General features: G+C 67.8%; 20 protein-coding genes and 1 pseudogene. 3 read left to right on the top strand and 18 right to left on the bottom strand.

Annotated features, from left to right (window positions below; genetic code table 11):
- The first annotated feature begins 170 nt into the window (after positions 1-170).
- Entirely contained in the window at positions 171-1,124 is a 954-nt protein-coding gene (locus ACFWBU_RS14125) for an HAD family phosphatase (RefSeq protein WP_169619614.1), read from the top strand.
- A 33-nt stretch (positions 1,125-1,157) separates the two neighbouring features.
- Here the strand turns inward: ACFWBU_RS14125 and ACFWBU_RS14120 are convergent, their stop codons facing one another.
- From ACFWBU_RS14120 to ACFWBU_RS14075, 10 genes are all read right to left on the bottom strand, one after another.
- The gene (locus ACFWBU_RS14120) at positions 1,158-2,150 is read right to left on the bottom strand and encodes a lysophospholipid acyltransferase family protein (protein WP_169619416.1); all 993 of its coding nucleotides are present in this window, start codon (positions 2,148-2,150) and stop codon (positions 1,158-1,160) included.
- Entirely contained in the window at positions 2,147-3,220 is a 1,074-nt protein-coding gene (locus ACFWBU_RS14115) for an NAD-dependent epimerase/dehydratase family protein (RefSeq protein WP_378528545.1), read from the bottom strand. The genes ACFWBU_RS14120 and ACFWBU_RS14115 overlap by 4 nt, the downstream gene beginning before the upstream one ends.
- A 193-nt stretch (positions 3,221-3,413) precedes the next feature.
- Complete coding sequence (locus tag ACFWBU_RS14110) at positions 3,414-3,515, bottom strand: 30S ribosomal protein bS22 (RefSeq protein ID WP_003402602.1); 102 nt, start codon at positions 3,513-3,515, stop codon at positions 3,414-3,416.
- A gap of 198 nt (positions 3,516-3,713) precedes the next feature.
- Positions 3,714-3,953, bottom strand: coding sequence for a helix-turn-helix domain-containing protein (locus ACFWBU_RS14105; protein WP_169619414.1), 240 nt, complete (start codon positions 3,951-3,953; stop codon positions 3,714-3,716).
- A gap of 155 nt (positions 3,954-4,108) precedes the next feature.
- Entirely contained in the window at positions 4,109-4,945 is an 837-nt protein-coding gene (proC, locus tag ACFWBU_RS14100; protein WP_169619412.1) for a pyrroline-5-carboxylate reductase, read from the bottom strand.
- 79 nt (positions 4,946-5,024) lie between these two features.
- Complete coding sequence (locus ACFWBU_RS14095; protein ID WP_378528544.1) at positions 5,025-5,867, bottom strand: thioesterase family protein; 843 nt, start codon at positions 5,865-5,867, stop codon at positions 5,025-5,027.
- Positions 5,864-6,556, bottom strand: a complete 693-nt coding sequence (locus tag ACFWBU_RS14090) for a MerR family transcriptional regulator (protein ID WP_169619408.1) — start codon at positions 6,554-6,556, stop codon at positions 5,864-5,866. Before ACFWBU_RS14090 ends, ACFWBU_RS14095 begins: the two co-directional genes overlap by 4 nt.
- Before the next feature lie 92 nt (positions 6,557-6,648).
- On the bottom strand, positions 6,649-7,605 hold the full coding sequence (locus ACFWBU_RS14085; protein ID WP_378528543.1) for a sugar phosphate isomerase/epimerase family protein: 957 nt from the start codon (positions 7,603-7,605) through the stop codon (positions 6,649-6,651).
- Positions 7,606-7,612: 7 nt separating this feature from the next.
- Positions 7,613-8,863, bottom strand: a complete 1,251-nt coding sequence (locus ACFWBU_RS14080) for a hypothetical protein (protein WP_169651276.1) — start codon at positions 8,861-8,863, stop codon at positions 7,613-7,615.
- A complete protein-coding gene (locus ACFWBU_RS14075; RefSeq protein ID WP_169619402.1) occupies positions 8,860-9,813 on the bottom strand; it encodes a Ppx/GppA phosphatase family protein in 954 nt (317 codons plus the stop codon). Before ACFWBU_RS14075 ends, ACFWBU_RS14080 begins: the two co-directional genes overlap by 4 nt.
- A 45-nt stretch (positions 9,814-9,858) precedes the next feature.
- Here ACFWBU_RS14075 and ACFWBU_RS14070 point away from each other — a divergent pair, with 45 nt between their 5' ends.
- Complete coding sequence (locus ACFWBU_RS14070) at positions 9,859-10,659, top strand: hypothetical protein (RefSeq protein ID WP_169619612.1); 801 nt, start codon at positions 9,859-9,861, stop codon at positions 10,657-10,659.
- Positions 10,660-10,677: 18 nt separating this feature from the next.
- On the opposite strand, the gene ACFWBU_RS14065 is transcribed toward ACFWBU_RS14070, so the two are convergent.
- From ACFWBU_RS14065 to ACFWBU_RS14055, 3 genes are all read right to left on the bottom strand, one after another.
- A complete protein-coding gene (locus ACFWBU_RS14065) occupies positions 10,678-11,367 on the bottom strand; it encodes a response regulator transcription factor (RefSeq protein ID WP_169619400.1) in 690 nt (229 codons plus the stop codon).
- Positions 11,368-11,425: 58 nt separating this feature from the next.
- Positions 11,426-12,604, bottom strand: a complete 1,179-nt coding sequence (locus ACFWBU_RS14060; protein ID WP_296549448.1) for a cell wall metabolism sensor histidine kinase WalK — start codon at positions 12,602-12,604, stop codon at positions 11,426-11,428.
- Between the two features lie 153 nt (positions 12,605-12,757).
- On the bottom strand, positions 12,758-13,507 hold the full coding sequence (locus ACFWBU_RS14055; protein ID WP_169619396.1) for a phosphoglyceromutase: 750 nt from the start codon (positions 13,505-13,507) through the stop codon (positions 12,758-12,760).
- 141 nt (positions 13,508-13,648) lie between these two features.
- Between ACFWBU_RS14055 and ACFWBU_RS14050 the strand changes: the two genes are divergently transcribed.
- Positions 13,649-15,454: an FAD-dependent oxidoreductase gene (locus ACFWBU_RS14050; protein ID WP_378528542.1), complete on the top strand. Its 1,806-nt coding sequence runs from the start codon at positions 13,649-13,651 to the stop codon at positions 15,452-15,454.
- Between the two features lie 76 nt (positions 15,455-15,530).
- Here the strand turns inward: ACFWBU_RS14050 and ACFWBU_RS14045 are convergent, their stop codons facing one another.
- The 5 genes and pseudogenes from ACFWBU_RS14045 to ACFWBU_RS14025 form a co-directional block, all read right to left on the bottom strand.
- Positions 15,531-17,117: a 4-coumarate--CoA ligase family protein gene (locus ACFWBU_RS14045; RefSeq protein ID WP_169619392.1), complete on the bottom strand. Its 1,587-nt coding sequence runs from the start codon at positions 17,115-17,117 to the stop codon at positions 15,531-15,533.
- A 211-nt stretch (positions 17,118-17,328) separates the two neighbouring features.
- A pseudogene (locus ACFWBU_RS14040) lies at positions 17,329-17,655 on the bottom strand (transglycosylase family protein); the annotation flags it as partial.
- Positions 17,656-18,050: 395 nt separating this feature from the next.
- Positions 18,051-18,581 (bottom strand): YbjN domain-containing protein, encoded by a 531-nt coding sequence (locus ACFWBU_RS14035; RefSeq protein WP_169619388.1) that lies wholly within the window; start codon positions 18,579-18,581, stop codon positions 18,051-18,053.
- The gene (gene mshA / locus ACFWBU_RS14030) at positions 18,578-19,912 is read right to left on the bottom strand and encodes a D-inositol-3-phosphate glycosyltransferase (protein WP_169651279.1); all 1,335 of its coding nucleotides are present in this window, start codon (positions 19,910-19,912) and stop codon (positions 18,578-18,580) included. The genes ACFWBU_RS14035 and mshA overlap by 4 nt, the downstream gene beginning before the upstream one ends.
- Before the next feature lie 82 nt (positions 19,913-19,994).
- Positions 19,995-20,825 (bottom strand): alpha/beta fold hydrolase, encoded by an 831-nt coding sequence (locus ACFWBU_RS14025; RefSeq protein WP_378528541.1) that lies wholly within the window; start codon positions 20,823-20,825, stop codon positions 19,995-19,997.

The following is a 20,825-nucleotide window of genomic DNA, read 5'->3' as shown; positions in this document are numbered from 1 at the left end:
CACACCCTCACGACCGCGTTGTTCCTCCTCGGGTGCGCATCCTCGGGTGCGCGTCGCGTACGGGCTACGCTGGGCGCGGGTCACCCGTGATCAGGGACGGGTGGGAGGGCCCGGCCGTCGCGACACCGGAGGTGCGAGTGCCAGCAGGTTCGTTTCCCTACGTGTGGGGCATGGGCGAAACATGGGCGCGGATCATCAGGCCCGGCCGGCGGCTGCTGTCCCGAAAGTTCGGCCCGAGCGAAGAAGAGGTGCGCGCCAACCTCGCGGGCGCGGCGAGTGCCGATGCCGCTCTCGCGATGCAGGAGTCACGGACCGAGCCCGAACCCGATCTCGACGCCGCACCACCGGCTCGCGATCTCACCGCGGCCGCGTTCTTCGACGTCGACAACACCATGGTGCAGGGCGCGTCGATCATCCACTTCGCGCGCGGACTGGTCGCGCGCGACTACTTCCGGAAGTCGGACCTGTTCGAGTTCGCGTGGCAGCAGGTGAAGTTCCGCGTCACCGGCAAGGAGAATGCCCACGACGTCGCCATCGGCCGCGACAAGGCGTTGTCGTTCGTGCAGGGCCGCTCCACCGAGGAACTTCGGCAACTCGGCGAAGAGATCTACGACGAGATCATCGCCGACAAGATCTGGGCCGGCACCCGCGCGCTCGCGCAGATGCACCTCGACGCAGGTCAGCAGGTCTGGCTGGTCACCGCGACACCGGTCCAGCTCGCGGATGTCATCGCGAAACGGCTCGGTCTGACCGGTGCGCTCGGCACCGTCGCGGAAGCCGAGGACGGCAGGTTCACCGGCCGGCTCGTCGGCGACATCCTGCACGGTCTCGGCAAGGCGCACGCCGTGCGTGCGCTCGCCATCGGTGAAGGCCTCAACCTCAAACGGTGCACCGCGTACTCCGACAGCCACAACGACCTGCCGATGCTGTCGGTGGTGGGTACCGCTGTGGCGATCAACCCCGACCCCGATCTCCGGCAGGTCGCGCGGACGCGGGGATGGGAGATCCGGGATTTCCGGACGGGCCGCAAAGCCGCGAAGGTCGGGGTGCCCACCGCGCTGGGCCTCGGAGCGGCCGGCGGTGCGGTCGCCGTGATGGTCGGGCGTCGCCGCGACCGCAACTGACACTCGCACGACCGCGACGGGCCGGAGGAAGCTCTAACCGAGGAAGACGTTGCGGCGGCGCGTGAGCAGTTTGTAGAGCGTCTGCTGGATGGTTTCCCGAACGTGGTCGGTGACCTCGAACAGCACCATCGGGTCGTCGGCTGCCACTTCGTCGTACACATCGGTGTTGATCGGTGTGCCGAATTCGATGTACCACTTGGACGGCAGCGGAATGATCCCGAGCGGGCCGAGCGCCGGGAACAGCGGCGTGACGGGAAAATACGGCAGGCCCAGCAACCGCGCGAGGGACGACAGGTCTGCCAGGTTCGGGTAGATCTCCTCCGAACCCACGATCGAGCACGGCACGATCGGGGCGTGGGTCTTGAGCGCCGCCGACACGAATCCGCCGCGGCCGAACCGTTGCAGCTTGTAGCGCTCCTTGAACGGTTTCCCGAGACCCTTGTAGCCCTCCGGGAACACCGCGACCACCTGGTCCTCGCGCAGCAGCCGTTCGGCGTCGGGGTGGCACGCGAGGGTGTGGCCGGCTTTGCGTGCGACCGTCCCGACCAACGGCATGTCGAACGCGAGATCGGCGGCGAGCATCCGCAGCGGCCGTCCCGCGCGTTCCCGCACCGCGACCGAGGTCATGAGCGCGTCGAGAGGCAACGTCCCGGCGTGGTTGGCGACGACGAGCGCGCGCCCGTCGGTGGGGATGTTCTCGGCACCGCGCACCTCGACCCGGAACCACTTCTCGAACAGCGGACGCAGGACGGGCTGGACCACGTTGTCGGCGAAATGCGGGTCGAAGCCGAAATCGTCGACCTCGTAATCGCCGGTCATGCGCCGCCGCACGAATTCGGCCGTGCCGATGACCTGGGCGATGAGGGCATCGCGGAAGTCGTCGAGCAGTCCACCGGTATCGACGGACTGCTTCGCCTCGCTCTCCTTCCGCTCGGGAGGACCCGGCGTCACGGTGCGGTGCGTGCCTCCGCCCGCCGGACGACGCGAACCGGCGTGCAGCGGGATCACCTTGGCAACCTGTGTCATCGAACCTCCGTTCGCTCTCCCAGGGCGGACAGCACCATCGACTCGGCTTTGTCCACCCATTCGGTCTTCATCACCCGGGTGAGGCCGATGCCCCGCGCGAAGTCGTCGAGCGCGTCCCGCGTCGTCCATCGCGGCTCGAAGCCCAGTTCGGTACGCATGCGCGTGGTGTCGAGGCCACAACCGAAGTGGAAATAGTCGAGTTCTTCCTTCGTGAACGACTTCATCACCGAACCCATGAGCGCGTGCCCCGCGGTGCGGAACAGCGCGTAGGGCATCGGCACCGTCACGCCACCCGCCCGGCGGACGGCCTGCGACATCATGACGATGCCGTCGCCGGCGATGTTGTAGGTTCCGGACGGCCCCCTGCCGACGACGGCATGTTCGAGGGCGCCGAGGGCGTCTTCCTCGTGGAGAAGTTGCAGCCGCGCGTCGCGGCCGAGCACGCTGGGGACCAGCGGCGAGGTCAGATAGGTCGACACGGAACCGGGCAACCGGCTCCCGACGGTCGGGGCAAGTCGCAGGATCGTCGTCGCGATGTCGCTGCGGCGGCGGGCCAAGCCGCGCAGGTAGCCCTCGATTTCGATCATGTCCCGGGCGAAGGGCCCGGTGGGCCGGCGGCGGGCGCTCATCTCTTCCGTGAACTTCGCCGGGTCCTTGGCGCTCGAGCCGTAGACGACCGAGGACGACCGCAGCACGACCTTGCGCACCGACGGCGCTTTCTGGCACACGGCGAAGAGTTGCATGGCGCCGAGGATGTTCATGTCCTTCATCGCTGCGCGACTGCCGGACTTGGGAGCTTTGGCGACGGCCGACGCATGCACGACCGTGTCGACGTCCATGTTGCGGATAACTTTGCCGAGGAGCGGGTTCCGGATGTCGGCGAGGACGAATTCGGCGCGGCCCATCCGCCGGTGCATGTCTTTGGTGGGGGATTGCGTATCGACGGCGATCACGCGCTCGATTTCGGGATTCTGCGCCAGTCGTGTGACGAGGTAGCCGCCCAGGAACCTGCTCGCACCGGTGACGAGCACCACACGAGATTGTTCTGCTTCCCGCCCCTGCGAACTCACATCCACCCCTGCCTGTGACACCAGCGAGCTCTTACGCTGTCGCGGTCCTCACGGTATGCGGCCACAATACGGCGCGTTCGGCATGCGCGCATTACACCCGGGGCGATGCCGCCATCCGCGGCGCGGCGACCGGACGCGGATACAAGCGATGCCCGCCACCGTGAAGGGGGCGGGCATCGGCAAGCTCAGAGACTTACTTGCCGAGTTTGCGACGCTGCACGCGAGTGCGACGGAGCAACTTGCGGTGCTTCTTCTTGGACATGCGCTTGCGGCGCTTCTTGATCACAGAACCCATGTGGGCATCCCTCACGTTTCTTATAGCGTTCCTACGCACGCCGGTGACGTACGCCTGATGTATGTCGACGCTGGCCCTCGTTGAGTTCAGCGCCTCACGACACCGGCCGCCGGTACGACGAAAAGCAATCGTACCGGGGCGGGTACGCCTTGGTGAAACCGAGGTCCGCTCCGTGACGCGACTGCCTTCGACGATCCGTCACCCGACGTCGAAATACGATGTCTCCAGGTAGTCGTGAACCGCCTTCGCATGCACTCGGAACGAGCGTCCGACGCGCACCGCGGGTAGTTCACCACTGTGGACCAGCCTGTAGACGGTCATCTTCGACACCCGCATCAACGCCGCCACTTCGGCGACCGTCAGGAATTGGGTACCGGCGAGAACCGATTGTCCGTCTTGGGGTTGTTGCCCCTTCGACGGCGTGTTTCCTGTAGCCATTACACACCTCCGGCACGTCCGCGCCGCCGGCTTCCCCTCCGGCGGAACAGACACGCACGTGCTGTTTCGAGCTTAGCGTGACGAATGGTTCCTGTGCGACGATGACGACCGGTATTTTCCGGACTCCCGATCCGGTACACCCCATAATGAGGGGTTTACGCGGTGCCCGGCCCCGGTTCGGGCGCACTGCCGATCTGCTGCGAGCGGGCACGCGCGGCGTCGATCGCCTCGTAGAAGGCGTTGCGGACGCCCCCGCGTTCGAGTTCCCGGACAGCGGCCGCGGTGGTCCCGCCCGGTGAAGTGACCGCGGCACGCAGGTCCGCGGCGTTCTCCCCCGACTGCGCGAGCATGGCCGCCGAGCCCGTCATCGTCTGGACGACGAGTTCGGTGGCGACCGCGCGGGTGAGCCCGACCGCGACGCCCGCGTCGATCATGGCTTCGGCCACCAGGAAGAAGTAGGCGGGGCCCGAACCCGAGACAGCGGTGACGGCGTCGATCTGCGCTTCCGGCACCACCGACACGGTGCCCACCGTGGAGAGGAGTTCCCGGACGGTGTCGAGGTGCTGTGGCCGAGCGTGCCGGCCCGCGGCCAGAACGCTCGCGCCCTGCCCGACGAGCATCGGCGTATTCGGCATCACCCTGACGACGGGGAAGCCCGCCGGAAGCTTCTTCTCGTAGCGCGCCGTGGTGACACCGGCAGCGAGGGAGACCAGAATCTGTTCGTTCTCGCTGTCGAGGTCGGCCGACGACAACGCCGTGACCACCGCGTCGACGTCGTTGGGTTTGACGGCCACCACCACGACGTCCGCACCCTCGGCTGCGTCGGATGTGCTGTCGGTGACGCGGATCGAGTACTCCGCGGCCAGTTCCTGTGCACGTTCCGGGTACTTCTCGGCCACGACGAGATCCTTCGTCGCGAAGCCGTTGTGCAGCAGTCCGGAGATCAGGGCCTCGCCGATCTTTCCGCCACCGATCACAGCAATTCTCGTCATAGGTGACAGCCTGCCACGACGCGCTGCCCGTCCGGTATCGCAGGTCGTGTGTCGGCAACCACCGCCTTGCGGCGCTGCCTCAGCGCGGGATCATCGCCAGCTGACGCGACTGCACGACGACTGCGCCCGTGGAGTCGACCACGGTGTGGTCTTCCTCGAACCACTTGTTGCCCAGCACGCTGCTCTCCGCCGTCACCCGCAGCCATCCGGGGGCGGGCACGCGGCGCAGGTATGCGGTGAGCTGCACGGTGGGTGCCCAGCCGAACATGCCGCGGTTCATCGTGACGGGTGCGGAGATGTCGCCCGCCATGAGTGCGAACAGCACGGCGGTGTCGATATCGGTCTCGTCGTCCGGGCGGGGGCGCGTCCACATCGACACCGACGGCTCCCCCTCCGTCCCGGACAGAAAATGTGCGGTCGAGCCGTCGATATGCAGATTCGCGAGCCCGGCGAACTTGACGATCCGACCCATCGGATGGTCGGGGGTCACGGCCACCGCGTCCGCGACCGGCTCCACGGGCAGCGAACTCGTGCGGTTCGGCACGGTGTGGAGCGGCTCGCCGCCGTCCGGGACACCGAGGGTCACGCTCGCACGGACCGCCACCCGGCCTCCCTGCGCGAGTTCGACGTCGACGACCCCGACCTGCCGGCCGTTCTTGCGCAGGGTCGTGGTGAGGTCCACCTCGCCCGGATCGGGCGCGGAGACGAACGAGGCGCTGACGGCGAGCGGTTGCACGGCCGCATCCGCACCGGCAGCGAGAATTTCCCGGCGTGCAGCGGCGGCACACACCGCGAGCATGCAGCCACCGTGCACCTTCGGCCCGATGGTCCACAGGGGGTCGATATGCGCCTGCCAGGCGTTCTGGCCCGTCGCGGTGACGGTGACGAGGTCGCGGAAAGGATGGGAATGGGCCGTGCTCACGGGTTCTCCTCGGTGTTCGACTTGCCGGTGGTTCTACTCGGGGTCTCGTGCGGGGGCACGAAGAGTCCCGCCGCAAGGTGCTGATGGGCGAGACGGCGCATCGCCGTGAGGACCGGCTCGTACAGTGCGGTGCCGAGCACCGCGGCCTCGACGGTCTCGTGCGGGGAGCCCGTGGGCAGGGCTCCGACCTCGAAACGCGCGATCTCCCGGATGTGCTCGCCGTACGCGTCGATGCGGCGCCCGGACATCGGGAGCCCGGCGGCGTCGAGCGCCGCGAGCGCGTGTTCGAGCTGCGCGACGGCCGCGAACCGGGGGTCGTAGAGCTGACCGAGATGCTCGAGCACGCGCCTGGCGCGCGGATATTCGGGATCCTCGCCACGGGTAGGGCCGCCGGTGTTTCCGGGTTCTTCGTGGACGTACGGCGGGAGCGTGGCGATCGCCTTGCCGAGCGCCTCGAACAGGTCGTCTCCCGGATGGTCCGCGAGCGCGACGATCATCTTGATCCTGTCGAGCGGAAGACCCTGGGCGGCGAGGGCGCGGACGAGACCGAGTCGCCGGACGTGCCGGTCGTCGTACTGCGCCTGCGTCGCGCTGGTCACCCGGCCGGGCATGAGCAGCCCTTCGCGCAGGTAGTACTTCACCGTGGGGAGCGGCACGCGAGCGCGCGAGGCGAGTTCGGAGATGCGCACGGATCGACCCCTTTCACCCTCGGTCGATAATGGATACTACAGCTATCCAATCTCGGCAGACAGCAGTACCCGACTGCGGGTGGGATGTCGTGTCAGGCGTCGCCCTGCTGGTCGCCGGCGTCGGCGTCGTCCGACTGCGCGGGTAACCGGGCAACCTCCGTGAGGCGCAGATGCTCCGGACCCGAGGTCAGTGCGCGACGTGCCGGCCGGGCAAGGTGCCGGCGCGCGAACTCGAGGGACCGCGCGAGCATGGCCGAGCGTTCCGCCCGGGTGCGCGCACTCTGTGTGCTCACCTCGAGCACGACCTGTCCGGCGAAGTCGCTGTCCGCGAGTCGACGGCACATGTCCGCGCACGGCTGGGTGCCGTCCCCCGGGACGAGATGCTCGTCCACCGGCGATCCGCGGCCGTCCGCGAGGTGCAGGTGGGTCAGCCCGTCCCCCATCCGGTCGGCCAATGCCATCGGATCCATTCCGGCCGTCGCGGTGTGCGACAGATCGAGCGTGTAGTGCGGGAATCCGGTGTCCGTCGGATCGAGCGAAGGCCGGAAAGTGGACACCGCCCGGCCCAGTCCGCGGCGCCGGAGGCGTTCGGCTCCACGCTCACGACCGCCGAGCAGGACGTCGGCACGCATCGGGAACATGTTCTCTACCGCGACGGATACGTCACTGGTGTCCTCGAGCGCCGCGACCTGGTCCGGGAAACCGTCCGCGTATCGACGCTGCCAGCGGAACGGCGGATGGATCACCACCGTGGCCGCGCCGAGGATCTCCGCGGCCCGCACCGATCGCTCGAGCTTCGCAACCGGGTCGGCGCCCCAGACTCGCTGGGAGATGAGCAGGCACGGCGCATGCACCGCCAGGACCGGCACTCCGTACTTGCGCACCAGTCGCTCGACCGCACCGAGGTCCTGGCTGACGGGGTCGGCCCACACCATGAGTTCGACACCGTCGTATCCGAGGTCCGCCGCGAATCGGAAGGCCGCTTCCGTGTTCTCGGGGTACACGGAAGCGGTCGACAGCCCTACCCGTATGCCGTTCGCCGTCATCATCGGATCATCACCCGTTGGGCATCAGGAACAGGAGGGGTCCGAACGCAACGAACACGCCGACCGCCAGAGCGATGAGCTGGCTGGCGATGTCGTCGGTGCGGCGCAGAATCCGCACCAGCGCGACGAGACCCACGATCACCAGCAACGCCAGGCCGAATGCCACCCACGGCATCATGTCCCAGAGCTTCTCGAAACCCTTGAACAACAGTGCCCCTGCGGCGACCGCGGCAACGCTTTCGGTGATCAGCAGGGCCCATTGCTTGAGGCTGCTGCCGCCGGGCTCGTCGTCTGCACCGTCCTGTGGGGCGTCGTCCGTCCGGTCTTCCCGGGAGGTGCGGCCGCTCGTCTGCTCGTCCACGTCGGACGGGTTCGCCGGGGCGACCTTCCGGGGGGAGGCCTTTTCGGGGACGTCCTCGGTGTTCTTCCGGCGACGCTTGCCCCGTGCGGGAGTGTCGGCACCGTCGCCGGCCGCGGAGCCAGGCGCGCCCTTCCGCGCATCCCCGACCGGCTCGGCGAAGCCGTAGGTGTCGGTCGGGTCGTTCTCGTCCTCGGTGCCGGTGCCTTGCAGGTCGCTGGCGGGACCGGAGAGCAGTCGCGGCTCGGCGACGTCCCCGCCCCGCGGGGTAGGCACGGGCGCACTCTGGGTGTCCGGTGCCGAAATGCCCAGGTGTGCGCGGGCACGTCGAGGAAGTGCGGCAGGCCGGATCACTTCGGTGGGCGACTCGACCTTCGGTGCTTCCCTCACCGCGGCTGCCGACGGCGCCGAGCCGCGGGAGCCGGACGTCGCGCCTCGCGGAGCGGAGGTCGAACGGGAAGCGATGGTGGGCTTGGCTCCGAGGCCACTTTTGGGTGTTGCTGTCGGCGAGCCGAATTCGGGGCGCGCGGTCACGGTGGTCAGCTCCGTCGCCGACGGCGGTGCCGGGGTGACGAGTTCGGGGACCTCGACCTGGGGAGTGACCGGCACGACGGGCTCGACGCGCGGAGTTTCGGGAACGACGAATTCCACCCGGGGGACGGACGGCGCCACCGGCTCGACCTTCGGCACCTGTGGTGCCGCGTCGGCCGATCGTGTCCCGGCGGACGCGGAGTCGTCGGCCCGCGTGATGGGGATTTCGCCGGTCAGCTCGGCGACGGAGATTCCGCCGCTCGTGCCACGCCGACGGCGTCCACCACTGCGCGAGTTCACCTTCTGGCCGTTACGGGCCAGCAGTTCGGCAACGGAGACCTGCCCCGTGTCGTTTCTCCGATTCTCGGTCATCCGGCAGTCACCACCAGTTCGCCCCCCATGTCGGTATCGAGCTTCCGCAGAATCAGGCCTTCGCGCAATGCCCACGGGCAGATCTGCAATGTTTCCACGCCGAGTGCGCGCATGCTCGCCTCGGCGACCAGCGCTCCCGCGACGAGTTGCTGGGACCGGTCCGAGCTCACACCCTCGAGTTCGGCGCGGTCGGCCGTGGTCATCCGGGAGATGAATGCGATGAGCTGCCGGAGGCCGCTCGCGGTCAGTGTGCGCTGCACCCGCATACCCGCCGACGACGGCGCGGCCCCGGTGAGCCGCGCGAGCGTCCGGAAGGTCTTCGAGGTGCCGACGCACAGGTCGGGATCGCCGGCGTGGCGCAGGTGCTTGGTGGGCTGGACGAGTTCGGCGTCGAGCCAGTCACGGAGCGCGGCGATCCGCCGCTTGCCGGGCGGATCCTCGGGGAACCAGTCACGGGTGAGACGCCCGGCGCCCATCTGGAGCGAATACGCGACGTCCGGGTCCTCGTCCCCACCGAACGACAACTCGAGCGAACCGCCGCCGATGTCGAGGTTCAGGATGCGGCCGGCACTCCACCCGTACCAGCGCCGCACCGCGAGAAACGTCAGCCGCGCTTCTTGTTCGCCCGACAGCACGTCGAGAGAAACCCCGGCTTCGCGGCGCACGCGGTCCAGCACGTCGTCGGAGTTTCCGGCGTCGCGCACCGCCGAGGTGGCGAACGCCATGAGCTCGCCGCACCCCGAGGTCCGGGCGATGCTTGCGAATTCGGCGACCGTCTCCACCAGCCGATCGGCGCCCCGAGTGGTGATGTCGCCTGCGTCGTCCATGTTCTCCGACAACTGCAGTGTCGCCTTGGTAGAACTCATAGGTGTGGGATGGCCGCCACGATGGGCGTCCACCACAAGTAGGTGAACGGTATTGCTTCCGACGTCGAGTACCCCTAAGCGCACATCAACACGTTACTGGGTCTACCGTCGAGACCTGTGACAGCAGGTATGCCCGGCGCCCCACGCAAGCTCGATCCGGCCCCGGAGGTTCCCCTCGATTTCCCGCGGGAGTGGGTCGAGTTCTACGACCCCGACAACGACGAGCACCTCATCGCAGCAGACATGACCTGGCTGCTGTCCCGGTGGACGTGCGTCTTCGGCACACCTGCCTGCCAGGGCATCATCGCCGAGCGCCCGGACGACGGGTGCTGCTCGCACGGCGCGTTCATGTCCGACGAGGACGACCGCGTCAAGCTGGAGAAGGCAGTGAAACATCTCACGCCCGACGACTGGCAGTTCATGGACAAAGGGCTCGGCAAGAAGGGCTTCCTCGAAGAGGACGAACTCGAGGACGAACCCGCGCTCCGGACTCGCCGGTACAAGGGCGCGTGCATCTTCCTCAACCGGCCCGGGTTCGAGGGCGGGGTCGGCTGCGCGTTGCACAAGATGGCCCTGCGGCGCGGTATCGAACCGCTCGAGATGAAGCCGGACGTGTGCTGGCAGCTCCCGATCCGGCGCACCCAGGACTGGATCGAGCGTCCCGACGGAACCGACATCCTGCGGACGGTCATCACCGAGTACGACCGGCGAGGCTGGGGCGAGGGTGGGCACGACCTCGACTGGTACTGCTCCGGCTCCCCCGACGCCCACGTCGGCGAACGTCCGGTGTGGCAGTCCTATGCGCCCGAGCTCACCGAACTCCTCGGTGCGGCCGTCTACGACGAGCTGGCACGTCTGTGCCGGCGACGTCAGGGTCTGGGACTCGTCGCAGTCCACCCCGCGACGACAGCCGCGCACAACCACTCCTGACGGCGTGCGGGGTGCTCGTCACTCCTCGAGCTTGTAGCCGAGTCCGCGAACCGTGAGCAGATGCTGGGGTCGCGCAGGGTCGGCTTCGATCTTCGACCGCAGACGTTTGACGTGGACGTCGAGTGTCTTGGTGTCGCCCACGTAGTCGGCGCCCCACACGCGGTCGATGAGCTGCCCTCGGGTGAGCACTCTGCCCGAGTTCCGCAACAGGTATTCGAGGAGGTCGAATTCCTTGAGCGGCAACGATATCGGCTCGCCGTTGACCTGCACGACGTGGCGGTCGACGTCCATGCGCACCGGTCCTGCCTCGAGCACCCCGTCGGGTTGTCCGCTCTCGACCTCGGCCTCGGCGCCCCGCCGCAGGACCGCTCTGATCCGGGCGATCAACTCGCGGGCCGAGTACGGCTTGGTGACGTAGTCGTCGGCTCCGAGTTCGAGACCGACAACCTTGTCGATTTCGCTGTCGCGAGCGGTCACCATGATCACCGGGACACCGGAGCGACTGCGCAATTGCTTGCACACGTCCGTGCCACTCATGCCGGGCAGCATCAGATCCAGCAGGACGATGTCCGCCCCCGCGCGATCGAACTCCGCGAGCGCGGAGGGCCCGTCGCCCACGATCGTCGCCTCGAATCCTTCCTTGCGCAGCAGGAAGGCGAGTGGATCCGCCAGCGATTCCTCGTCCTCGACGATCAGCACACGCGTCACTGCCTGGTCCTCCGTACGTTCCGTGGGAGCCACCCGGGTCTCCGGGTCGCGTTGTCCGTCACCGGCCGACTCCGCTTTCGCGGTCCGCCATCGAATTGTCGTCGACGTCCCCCTCCACGTGGGCGGGGATGAGCAGGGTGAAGGTCGATCCCGTTCCGGGCTTGCTCCACAGGGTGATCTCGCCGTTGTGGTTCGCGGCGACGTGCTTGACGATCGCGAGACCCAGACCGGTGCCGCCTGTCGCGCGCGACCGGGCCTTGTCGACGCGGAAGAATCGTTCGAACACGCGCTCCTGGTAGTCCTTCTCGATGCCGATTCCGCGGTCGGTGACCGCGATGGCGACCTTCCCGTCGCGCAGTGAACGGCTCACCGACACGGGTGAGCCCGGCGGCGAGTAGGCGATCGCGTTCGCGATGAGATTGGTCAGCGCGGTGACGAGGAGCGTCCGGTCGCCGAGCACCTCGAATCCGGAGGGCTTGTCGGTGGTGATCTCGATGTCGGCGTTCTCCGCGGTCAGACGGGTGCGCGCGAGGGACTCCTCGATGACCGTGTCGACGTCGACGACTTCGAGATCCGGGAGTTTCTCGGCGCCCTGAAGCTTGGAGAGGGCGATCAGTTCGGTGACCAGGTTGCCGAGGCGGACAGCCTCGCTCTGCACCCGCCGACCGAAATGCCGGACGCTGTCCGGGTCGTCGGCAGATTCGAGCAGAGCCTCGGCCAGCAGTCCCATCGCCCCGACCGGCGTCTTCAACTCGTGGCTCACGTTGGCGACGAAGTCTCGGCGGGTTGCTTCCATACGCACGTGCTCGGAGTCGTCGTATGCGTAGAGGACGACGAACCTGGGGTCGTCGTCGAGGAGTATTCGTGCCACGCAGCGCACTGCGATGTGGTCGCGGCCGTGGGGCGTCTTGGGACCGAGGTCGAGTTCGAGAGGCTCACCCGTCTGGAGGACCCGGGTGGCGACCGCCCATGCGCGATCTTCGACGAGACGGTTGCGGACGAGCCCGAGCTCTTCTGCGCGGGGGTTGAACAGGATCACGTCATGGAATTTGTCCACGACGGCGATACCGGTCGCGGACCCGTAGACCACGCGATCGAGAACATCCGCCATGGTGGGACCCGCGTCGTCGCGCTCGGCGGCGCGGCGTCGCCGGGTCGATTGCGACACCGCCAGCGCGAGAACGGCGCCGAGGACCGCGGCAACGATTGCCAGCAGGACCGCCTGCGTAACACTCACGATGAGAATCGTAGTAACACCGGCACGGCGGACGACACCGGGTCGACGACGTTCACTGCACGTCACGCCCTTTTTTGCGGGCATTGTCCGGTTGTTCATCCACCGTTTGCCGTGCCCGCACGAGACGTGTCGCGCGCGGGCACGGCGACGGCACTACTTCTTCGCGCCCTGGTTGGCGACTGCCGCGGCGCCGGCAGCGGCAGCCTCGGGGTCGAGGTAGGTTCCGCCCGGGTTGAGGGGGCGGAGGTTCTCGTCCAGGTCGTAACGGAGCGGGATGCCGGTGGGGATGTTCAGGCCCGCGATGTCCTGATCGGAAATACCGTCGAGGTGCTTGACGAGCGCACGCAGCGAGTTGCCGTGCGCGGTGACCAGCACCGTCTTTCCGGCGAGCAGGTCCTGCGAGATCGTCGACTCCCAGTACGGGATGAACCGCTCGACGACGTCCTTCAGGCACTCGGTCAGCGGAACCTCGTCGAGATTCGCGTACCGGACATCGGTGTCCTGGCTGTACTTCGAGCCCGGCTCGATCGGCGGCGGCGGCGTGTCGTAGCTGCGGCGCCACAGCATGAACTGCTCTTCACCGAACTCGTCCTTGATCTCGGACTTGTTCTTGCCCTGCAGCGCGCCGTAGTGACGCTCGTTGAGTCGCCAGTCCCGGACGACGGGGATCCAGTGCCGGTCGGCGGCGTCGAGGGCGAAGTTCGCGGTGCTGATCGCACGGCGCAGCAGCGACGTGTAGACGATGTCGGGCAGGACACCCTGTTCCGCGAGCAGCGCGCCGGCGCGCTTGCCCTCGGCGACGCCCTTGTCGGTGAGGTGCACGTCCACCCAGCCGGTGAAGAGGTTCATCGCGTTCCATTCGCTCTCGCCGTGGCGGAGCAGAACCAGTGTTCCGATACTCATGGTCCAATCCTGACACGGTGCGACGTCGATTTCGCCCACGGGAGGGCCAATCATCGGCCATATTTGACAACGTGCGTTGCCAATGTCGTCACGGGAACGCACCGCACGGCTGTCGCCGTCGTCGCCGAACTGGGGGGTTCCATGTCCGACGCACGCCTGTCCCGTCGCTCCGTCCTCACCGCCTTGGGTGCGCTCGGCGCCGCCGCCGCGCTGCCACCCGCTGCCGGGGCCGGTCCGCCGGGGGCGGGGGCGCCCCACCCGGTGCGGAGGGCGCCCGCGGTCCATTCGACCGGCCGTCGCGTCGCGATCCTCGGCGGCGGAATGGCCGGACTCACGGCCGCCCACGAACTCGTCGAGCGCGGATTCGACGTCACCGTCTACGAGCCGACGGCACTCGGCGGCAAGGCACGCAGCATCCCGTCCCCCGGCACCGGCAGTGGCGGCCGCCTCGACTTACCGGGAGAGCACGGGTTCCGGTTCTTCCCCGGCTTCTATCAGCACATCCCGGAGACGATGCGGCGAATCCCGTTTCCCGGCAACCCGAACGGAGTGTTCGACAACCTGGTGTCGGGCCCGGCCTTCCGGATGTCGATGCCCGGAGGCCCGGACCTCACCGCACCGGCTTCGATCAGCCCGCTGCGACTCGACGTCTACGATCTCGACTCACTGCAGCAGTCGCTCGGTGCCGCGTTCTCCCTCGGCGGTGCCATCCCCCCACACGAACTCGCGGTGTTCGCACGCAAACTGGTGATGTTCCTGACCAGTTGCCTCGAACGCCGCAACGACGAGTGGGAACACCAGACGTGGTCGCAGACCCTGGAAGCAGACGGCAAGTCGCAGGGCTACCGCGACATCCTCGTCTCCGCGCTGACGCGGCAACTCGTCGCGGCCCGTCCGCAGACGGTGTCGACCCGCACGATCGGCATCATGGGCCAGGCGTTCGTCTGGAACGCGCTGGGGACCGTACCGTCTTACGGGCACCTCGACCGCCTGCTCTCTGCACCGACGAACGAAGCCTGGATCGACCCGTGGGCAGCGCTCCTGCGCGAGCGCGGGGTGAAATTCGAAATGGGCTGGCGTGCAGAGCAGTTCGACCTCGCGGGCGGCAGGGTCACCGCGGCCCGGGTTGCGCACTCCTCGGGGAATCGTGCCGTTGCCGACGCCGACTGGTTCGTCGCGGCGATGCCCGTCGAGCGCGCGGTGCCGCTGTGGTCTCCGGCCGTCCTCGACGCCGATCCCCGGCTCGAACTCATGCGCCACCTCACGACGGACTGGATGGTCGGTATCCAGTACTTCCTGCGTGCACCCACCCGGATCGCGCAGGGACACGTGGCCTATCTCGGCACCCCGTGGGCACTCACCTCGATCAGCCAGGCACAGTTCTGGCGAGGGGATTTCGCCGCGCGGTACGGCGACGGGAGCGCCCACGACTGCCTGTCCGTCGACATCTCCGACTGGGACACTCCCGGAATCCTCTACGGGAAAACCGCCAAGGAGTGCACCCCCGACGAGATCGCCCGCGAGACGTGGGTGCAGATGCAGCGCTGCCTCAACGATGTCGGCGAACCCGTGCTGCGCGACGACGACCTCGTCTCGTGGTTCCTCGATCCGGGGGTCCACTGGAACGCCGCGAGCGGACACAACACCAACGACACGCCGTTGCTCATCAACACCGCCGGCTCGTGGAAGAACAGGCCGGACGCCCACACGGCGATTCCCAACCTGTTCCTCGCCGGCGACTACGTGCGGACGGACATCGACCTGGCCACCATGGAATCAGCGAACGAGTCCGCGCGTGCCGCCGTCTCGGCCCTGCTCGTCGCCTCGGGATCCACGGCGCAACCGCCCGCCATGCACCGCCTGCACGAACCTCCGGAACTCGAGCCGTTCCGTCGCGTCGATGCGGACCGCTTTCACGCCGGGTTGCCGCACATCCTCGCAGGGTGACGAAGGTCCCCGGACAGGGCCCGGACGCAGCGACGAGGGGTCGCACGCGCGTCCGGACCCTGTCCCGTTCCGGTTCCTACGCGGACGGGACGCGCAGATCCTTACGGAGAATCTTGCCCGCGGCAGATTTCGGCACCACGTCGATGAACTGCACCTGCCGGACCTTCTTGTGCGGAGACACGCGCTCGGCGACGAACTCGATCACGTCCTGCTCCGTGAGAGACGAATCGGGCTGCCGCACAACGAACGCCTTCGGAATCTCTTCGCCCTCGTCGTCGGTGACACCGATCACGGCAGCATCCGCGATCTGCGGATGGGTCAGCAGCAACGCCTCGAGCTCGGCGGGCGGCACCTGATAGCCCTTGTACTTGATGAGTTCTTTCAGCCGATCGACGATCCTGACGGCCCCCTGCGCATCCACGGTCGCGATGTCCCCGGTGTGCAGGTACCCGTCCGCATCGAGAGTCTCGGCGGTCGCCTCGTCGTTCTTCAGGTATCCGGCCATGATGTTGGGGCCCTTGCACCACAGTTCGCCAGGCTCGGAGACTCCTTCGCCGGTGGGGTACTCGACTTCCTCACCGGTCACGGGATCGACGATCTTGCATTCCATGTTGGCGACCGCCGGCCCGACAGAATCCAGTTCGGTCTCGTTGTCCGAGAACGGGATTGCGTGCGACACCGGACTCATCTCGGACATTCCGTAACCCTGCCGGACGTTGCAGCCGAGCCGCGCCGCGACCGCACCGCCCAGCGCCTTGTCGAGCGGCGCCGCGCCGGAGAACACGGTGTGGATACTCGAGAGGTCGTACTGGTCCACCAGCGGATGCTTCGCGAGCGCCACCGCGACCGGCGGGGCGATGAACACGTAGGTGCATTTGCGGTCGGCGATGAGACCGAGGAACTCGACCAGGTCGAATTTCGGCATCGTCACCAGCGCTGCCCGATTCGACAAGGCCGCATTGAGGAGCACAGTCATGCCGTAGATATGGAAGAACGGCAGCACCGCCAGCACCCTGTCCTGCGGTCCGATCCCCATGCGCGGATTGATCTGGCACACATTGGCGACCAGGTTGCGGTGTGTCAGCATGACGCCCTTGGGGCGGCCGGTGGTGCCGGAGGAATACGGCAGCACAGCAAGATGCGTCGCCGGATCGAAGCTCACGTCGGGAGCCGCAGCGCGCTCGGCGAGCAGGTCCCTGAGCGACGGATGCCCCTCTGCGCCATCGAGAACGATGAGCATGTCGTCGGGGATTCCCACAGCCTTCGCCGCTTCCGCTGCCTGCGGCAGGAGCGGCGAGACCGTCACGAGAGCCTTGGCCTCGGAGTCTTCGAGTTGCTTGACGATGTCCGCGGCGGTGTACAGCGCGTTGATCGTAGTGGCGGTGGCACCGGCACGCAGGATGCCGTGGAATACGGAGGCAAACGCCGGAACGTTGGGTGAGAGCAGGCCCACGACGTCTCCGACCGCGATACCCCGGGCGGCGAGCGCACCGGCGATCCCGTCGACCTGACCGATGAGGGTGCGATAGTCGGTCACGTCCCCGGACGGGCCGTCGATCAGCGCGGGCCGATCGAGATCGGCCTCGTCGATGGACCCGAAGAGGAAGTCGTAGACGCTGAGGTCGGGTATCTCGACGTCGGGAAAAGGGCTGCGGAAACTCATGTGTTCTCCTCCGAGCGGATCTCGAGGGCACGCAGGTGCCGTACCGTCGGGGCAACGATACCGCACGACTGTGAGAGACCTCACAGCAGAATCGTGGCCCTGATCACCGGAAGACACCGAGCCTGAAAAAGGACGAAAAGCCCTGCACGCGAACTATTTCGCGTGCAGGGCTCGTCACTAGCTGGGTTGTGCGCTCTCGATCCGAGGATCAGAGGTACTGGCCGCAGACCGGCCATGCGCCCGGACCCTGGCCCGCGAGCACGTTCTCCGCGATGCGGATCTGCTCCTCACGAGACGCGTTGTGCGCGTAGCCCGTACCGCCGTAGGCCTCCCAGGTGCTCTGCGAGAACTGCAGACCGCCGTAGTAGCCGTTTCCGGTGTTGATCGCCCAGTTTCCGCCGCTCTCGCACTGCGCGACGGCATCCCAGTTACCGGACGCTGCGTTCGCCGTTCCGGTACCCAAGGCGAAGGGGGTGGCGACGAGTGCTGCGGTGGCGGCAACGGTACCGAGGGTGCGCTTGATGTCGAACTTTGCCATGTGAAATGAATCCTCTCGTGGCGTTGCTCGCGAGACGGCATATGCCGGGCAATCCGGTCGGTCGGTGCCGCTCCGGTGATCGCGTGTCTCGCTCTGCCCTGAGCTTGTGAATCCGAACAACCCGCGGGGCAGAAAGCTGCGGCGGGGCCGGTGCGTAACGCCCGTTGATTTCGGGCCTACAACGACGGTAAGCGCTCATCACGGAGCGGTCACGTCGCAGTTTTCTTGCACGGACGTTCAGGAAATTCGGACACAGGAAGGTAACTTCCCAGGTCGAGCGGAAAATGCGCGGCCCGAGGAATCGGGTTCACGCCGCCGTTATGTGTGCAGCGTCACATAAAGGACCACCGCATGCCTCGCAAATCGGGCGCGGATCACGGCTCGGTGGAGTCGGTTCAGGCCTCGTTGTTGCGCGATGCGGGGTCGAAAGGAGTACCGGTCTGCTCCTCGATCAGGTGCCGGAACGGCTCCAGATTGCGCAACGGTTCACCGCGCGAGACGCGCCACTCCCACTCCCGCTTGATCGACGAGACGAAACCGAGACCCACGATGATGTTGAAGTCGTAATCCGCGGCTTCGAGGACCTGGCCGAGTACCGCGTCGAGTTCCTCGGGGGTCACGGCGTGCTCGGCGATCCGCCCGACGAGGTAGATGTCGCCCGCTTTGTCGAGCGTGTACGCCACCCCGTAGAGGCGGCGGTTCCGGCGCAGCAGATACCGGAAGACTTCTTCGAAGTTCTCGTCGGGCTTGCGGCAGACGAACGCCTCGACGCGCACACCGTGGTTGCCCGCCGACAGCAGAACCGTGGTCTTGAGTTTGTTCTCGCCCGGCAGGTCGACGACGACGTGACCACCTTCTTTCCGGGAGAACTCGATTTCCCGGTCCCGCAAGGTGGATTCGATGCGTTCGATCAACTGCTCGGTCATGCCTTGACTCCCCCGGTGCGCCGCAACTTCCACAGCCCGCGCTGCCGTCGCAGTGCGTGCTCGCTCGTCCCGAACGCCCGGTTTCGTCTCATGCCTGCCTTCCGGTAGCTGTCGATCAATCCTTCTGCCGTGTGTTCCCAGGAAAAGCCCTCGGCATGCTTCGGCGCTGCGGCCGCGAGAGTTCGCAACCGCCCGGGGTCGCTCACGAGCGACCGTAGGGCCGCCGCCCAGTCGTCGGTGCGGTGCCCGTCGACGAGCACACCGGTCTGCCCGTCGCGGACCGCGACGCCGAGTCCGCCCACGTTCGCCGCGAGCACCGGAACGCCGCATGCCTGCGCTTCGATGGCCACGAGACCGAAAGATTCCGAATAGCTCGGCACCGCAACGAGATCGGAAGCGCGATATACCTGCGCGAGGCGGTCGGCCGGCTGGGGTGGCAGAAAGGTGACACGCGAGGCGATGCCCAGTTCGGAGGCCAGCTCGATCAGCGCATCAGGACGTTCCAGCCCGGTACCGGACGGTCCGCCGACGACGAGCACCCTCAGCGGAAGATCCGGGGCGTCGGCGACGGCACGCGCGGCCGCCCGAAGAAGCACATCCGGCGCCTTGAGCGGCTGGATGCGTCCGACGAAGGTCACGACGGTCTCACGGGGATCGAGCCCGAGTTCCGCGCGCGCCGCGTCGCGGTCGCCGGGGCGGTAGCGCGACAGGTCGGCCCCCGGAGCCACCACGTCGATGCGCGACGGGTCGGCCCCGTAGATCCGCACGAGCTGGGCCGCTTCGTCGGCGGTGTTCGCGACCATGCGGTCGGCTTCGGCGACGACCTGTTGTTCGCCGATCTGGCGGGCGGCGGGCTCCGGGGTGTCGCCGGCGGCGAGCGACGCATTCTTGACCGCTGCCAGGGTGTGCGCGGTGTGGACCAGCGGCACGCCCCACCGGTCGCGCGCGAGCCAGCCCACCTGACCGGAGAGCCAGTAGTGGGAGTGGACCAGGTCGTAGTACCCCTGCGGGTGACGCGCTTCCTCGCGGAGCACTCCCGCCGCGAACGCGCACAGCTGGGTGGGCAGGTCGTGTTTGTCGAGGCCCTCGAACGGCCCCGCCGCGATGTTGCGGACCAGGACGCCCGGCGCGGCCTGCTGCACGGCAGGATCCGACGACGACGTGGCCCGGGTGAAGATCTCCACCTCGATACCGCGACGTGCGAGCTGGATCGCGGTCTGCAAGACGTATACGTTCATGCCTCCCGCGTCCCCTGTGCCGGGCTGCGCCAGCGGGGAGGTGTGAACCGAGATCACGGCCACACGTTGCGGACGGCTGGGCTGGGAGGTCACCCCTCCATACTGCCCTGCGGCGGATCGAGGCGAGCAGCGACCTCGTGCACGAGCGGCGTCGGCGCCCCTCCGGGCACTGCCGCTATCGGGACTGTGCGAACCGCGTCACCTCGTCGACGAACCGGTCCGGATCCTCGACGAACGGTCCGTGGCCGACTCCGTCCCAGATGGAGGTGGTCCCGCGCGGCACCAGCGAGACGACGTGGTGCGCGGCCGAGACGTCGACCACCGAGTCGTCCGAACCGTGGAGCACGAGCACCGGCACCTCGAGCTCCGACAGCAGGTCGTCGTTGCTCACGGTCCGGGCGAACAGTGCGGAGCGAACGCGCGGCGGGGTACTCAGACTCGCGCCGAGCAGGGCTTGCGACGCGACTCCCGTGCCTTCGGCCGCACCGGTCAGGGCGTTCCCGAACGAGCCCAGCGCGCTCACTGCGTCGCGCGGGTCCTCCGACATCGCACCCGGGATCGCGGCACGCATCGAGGGACCGACCCGCCCGCCCTTCTCGCCGCGGCCGAGGCTAGTGACCGCGCCGACCAGGATGACGGCGGCGACGGCGGCGGAACCGTGCGCAGCGAGATAGTCGCAGATCACGAGGCCGCCGTAGGACCAGCCGAGCAGGACGGCGGGGGTGTGCTCGGACACGCCCTCCGCAGCGAACACAGCATCGACGTCTCCGGCCCAGGCCTTGCTGTCGTCGTAGCCGCGCTCGGGTGCCCCCGAGTATCCGTGGCCGCGAAGGTCCACGGCGATCACCCGGAAGTTCCGGGCGAGCGCGTCGAGGACGCCGTCCCCCCAGCATGTCGAGGACTGCGCCCAGCCGTGCAGGAGCACGAGGGGTGGCGCATCGGCGGGGCCGAACGCGCGGTACACGAGTGGGGTGCCGTCGGCGCTGACGACTTCGCGGACTGTCAT

Origin of the sequence: Rhodococcus sp. NPDC060084 (assembly GCF_042730335.1) — a bacterium.
Lineage (GTDB): Bacteria > Actinomycetota > Actinomycetes > Mycobacteriales > Mycobacteriaceae > Rhodococcus.
This window is presented reverse-complemented; position numbering and strand designations above follow the sequence as displayed.

What these genes read in the sequence shown, in the direction of transcription:
- ACFWBU_RS14125 (WP_169619614.1), top strand. Translation starts at nt 171, where the DNA reads ATGGGCGAAACATGGGCGCGGATCATCAGGCCCGGCCGGCGGCTGCTG.
- ACFWBU_RS14035 (WP_169619388.1), bottom strand. Translation starts at nt 18,581, where the DNA reads ATGACCGAGCAGTTGATCGAACGCATCGAATCCACCTTGCGGGACCGG.
- ACFWBU_RS14105 (WP_169619414.1), bottom strand. Translation starts at nt 3,953, where the DNA reads ATGGCTACAGGAAACACGCCGTCGAAGGGGCAACAACCCCAAGACGGA.
- ACFWBU_RS14070 (WP_169619612.1), top strand. Translation starts at nt 9,859, where the DNA reads ATGCCCGGCGCCCCACGCAAGCTCGATCCGGCCCCGGAGGTTCCCCTC.
- ACFWBU_RS14110 (WP_003402602.1), bottom strand. Translation starts at nt 3,515, where the DNA reads ATGGGTTCTGTGATCAAGAAGCGCCGCAAGCGCATGTCCAAGAAGAAG.
- proC (WP_169619412.1), bottom strand. Translation starts at nt 4,945, where the DNA reads ATGACGAGAATTGCTGTGATCGGTGGCGGAAAGATCGGCGAGGCCCTG.
- ACFWBU_RS14025 (WP_378528541.1), bottom strand. Translation starts at nt 20,825, where the DNA reads ATGACAGTCCGCGAAGTCGTCAGCGCCGACGGCACCCCACTCGTGTAC.
- ACFWBU_RS14080 (WP_169651276.1), bottom strand. Translation starts at nt 8,863, where the DNA reads ATGACCGAGAATCGGAGAAACGACACGGGGCAGGTCTCCGTTGCCGAA.
- ACFWBU_RS14055 (WP_169619396.1), bottom strand. Translation starts at nt 13,507, where the DNA reads ATGAGTATCGGAACACTGGTTCTGCTCCGCCACGGCGAGAGCGAATGG.
- ACFWBU_RS14050 (WP_378528542.1), top strand. Translation starts at nt 13,649, where the DNA reads ATGTCCGACGCACGCCTGTCCCGTCGCTCCGTCCTCACCGCCTTGGGT.
- ACFWBU_RS14120 (WP_169619416.1), bottom strand. Translation starts at nt 2,150, where the DNA reads ATGACACAGGTTGCCAAGGTGATCCCGCTGCACGCCGGTTCGCGTCGT.
- ACFWBU_RS14045 (WP_169619392.1), bottom strand. Translation starts at nt 17,117, where the DNA reads ATGAGTTTCCGCAGCCCTTTTCCCGACGTCGAGATACCCGACCTCAGC.
- ACFWBU_RS14085 (WP_378528543.1), bottom strand. Translation starts at nt 7,605, where the DNA reads ATGATGACGGCGAACGGCATACGGGTAGGGCTGTCGACCGCTTCCGTG.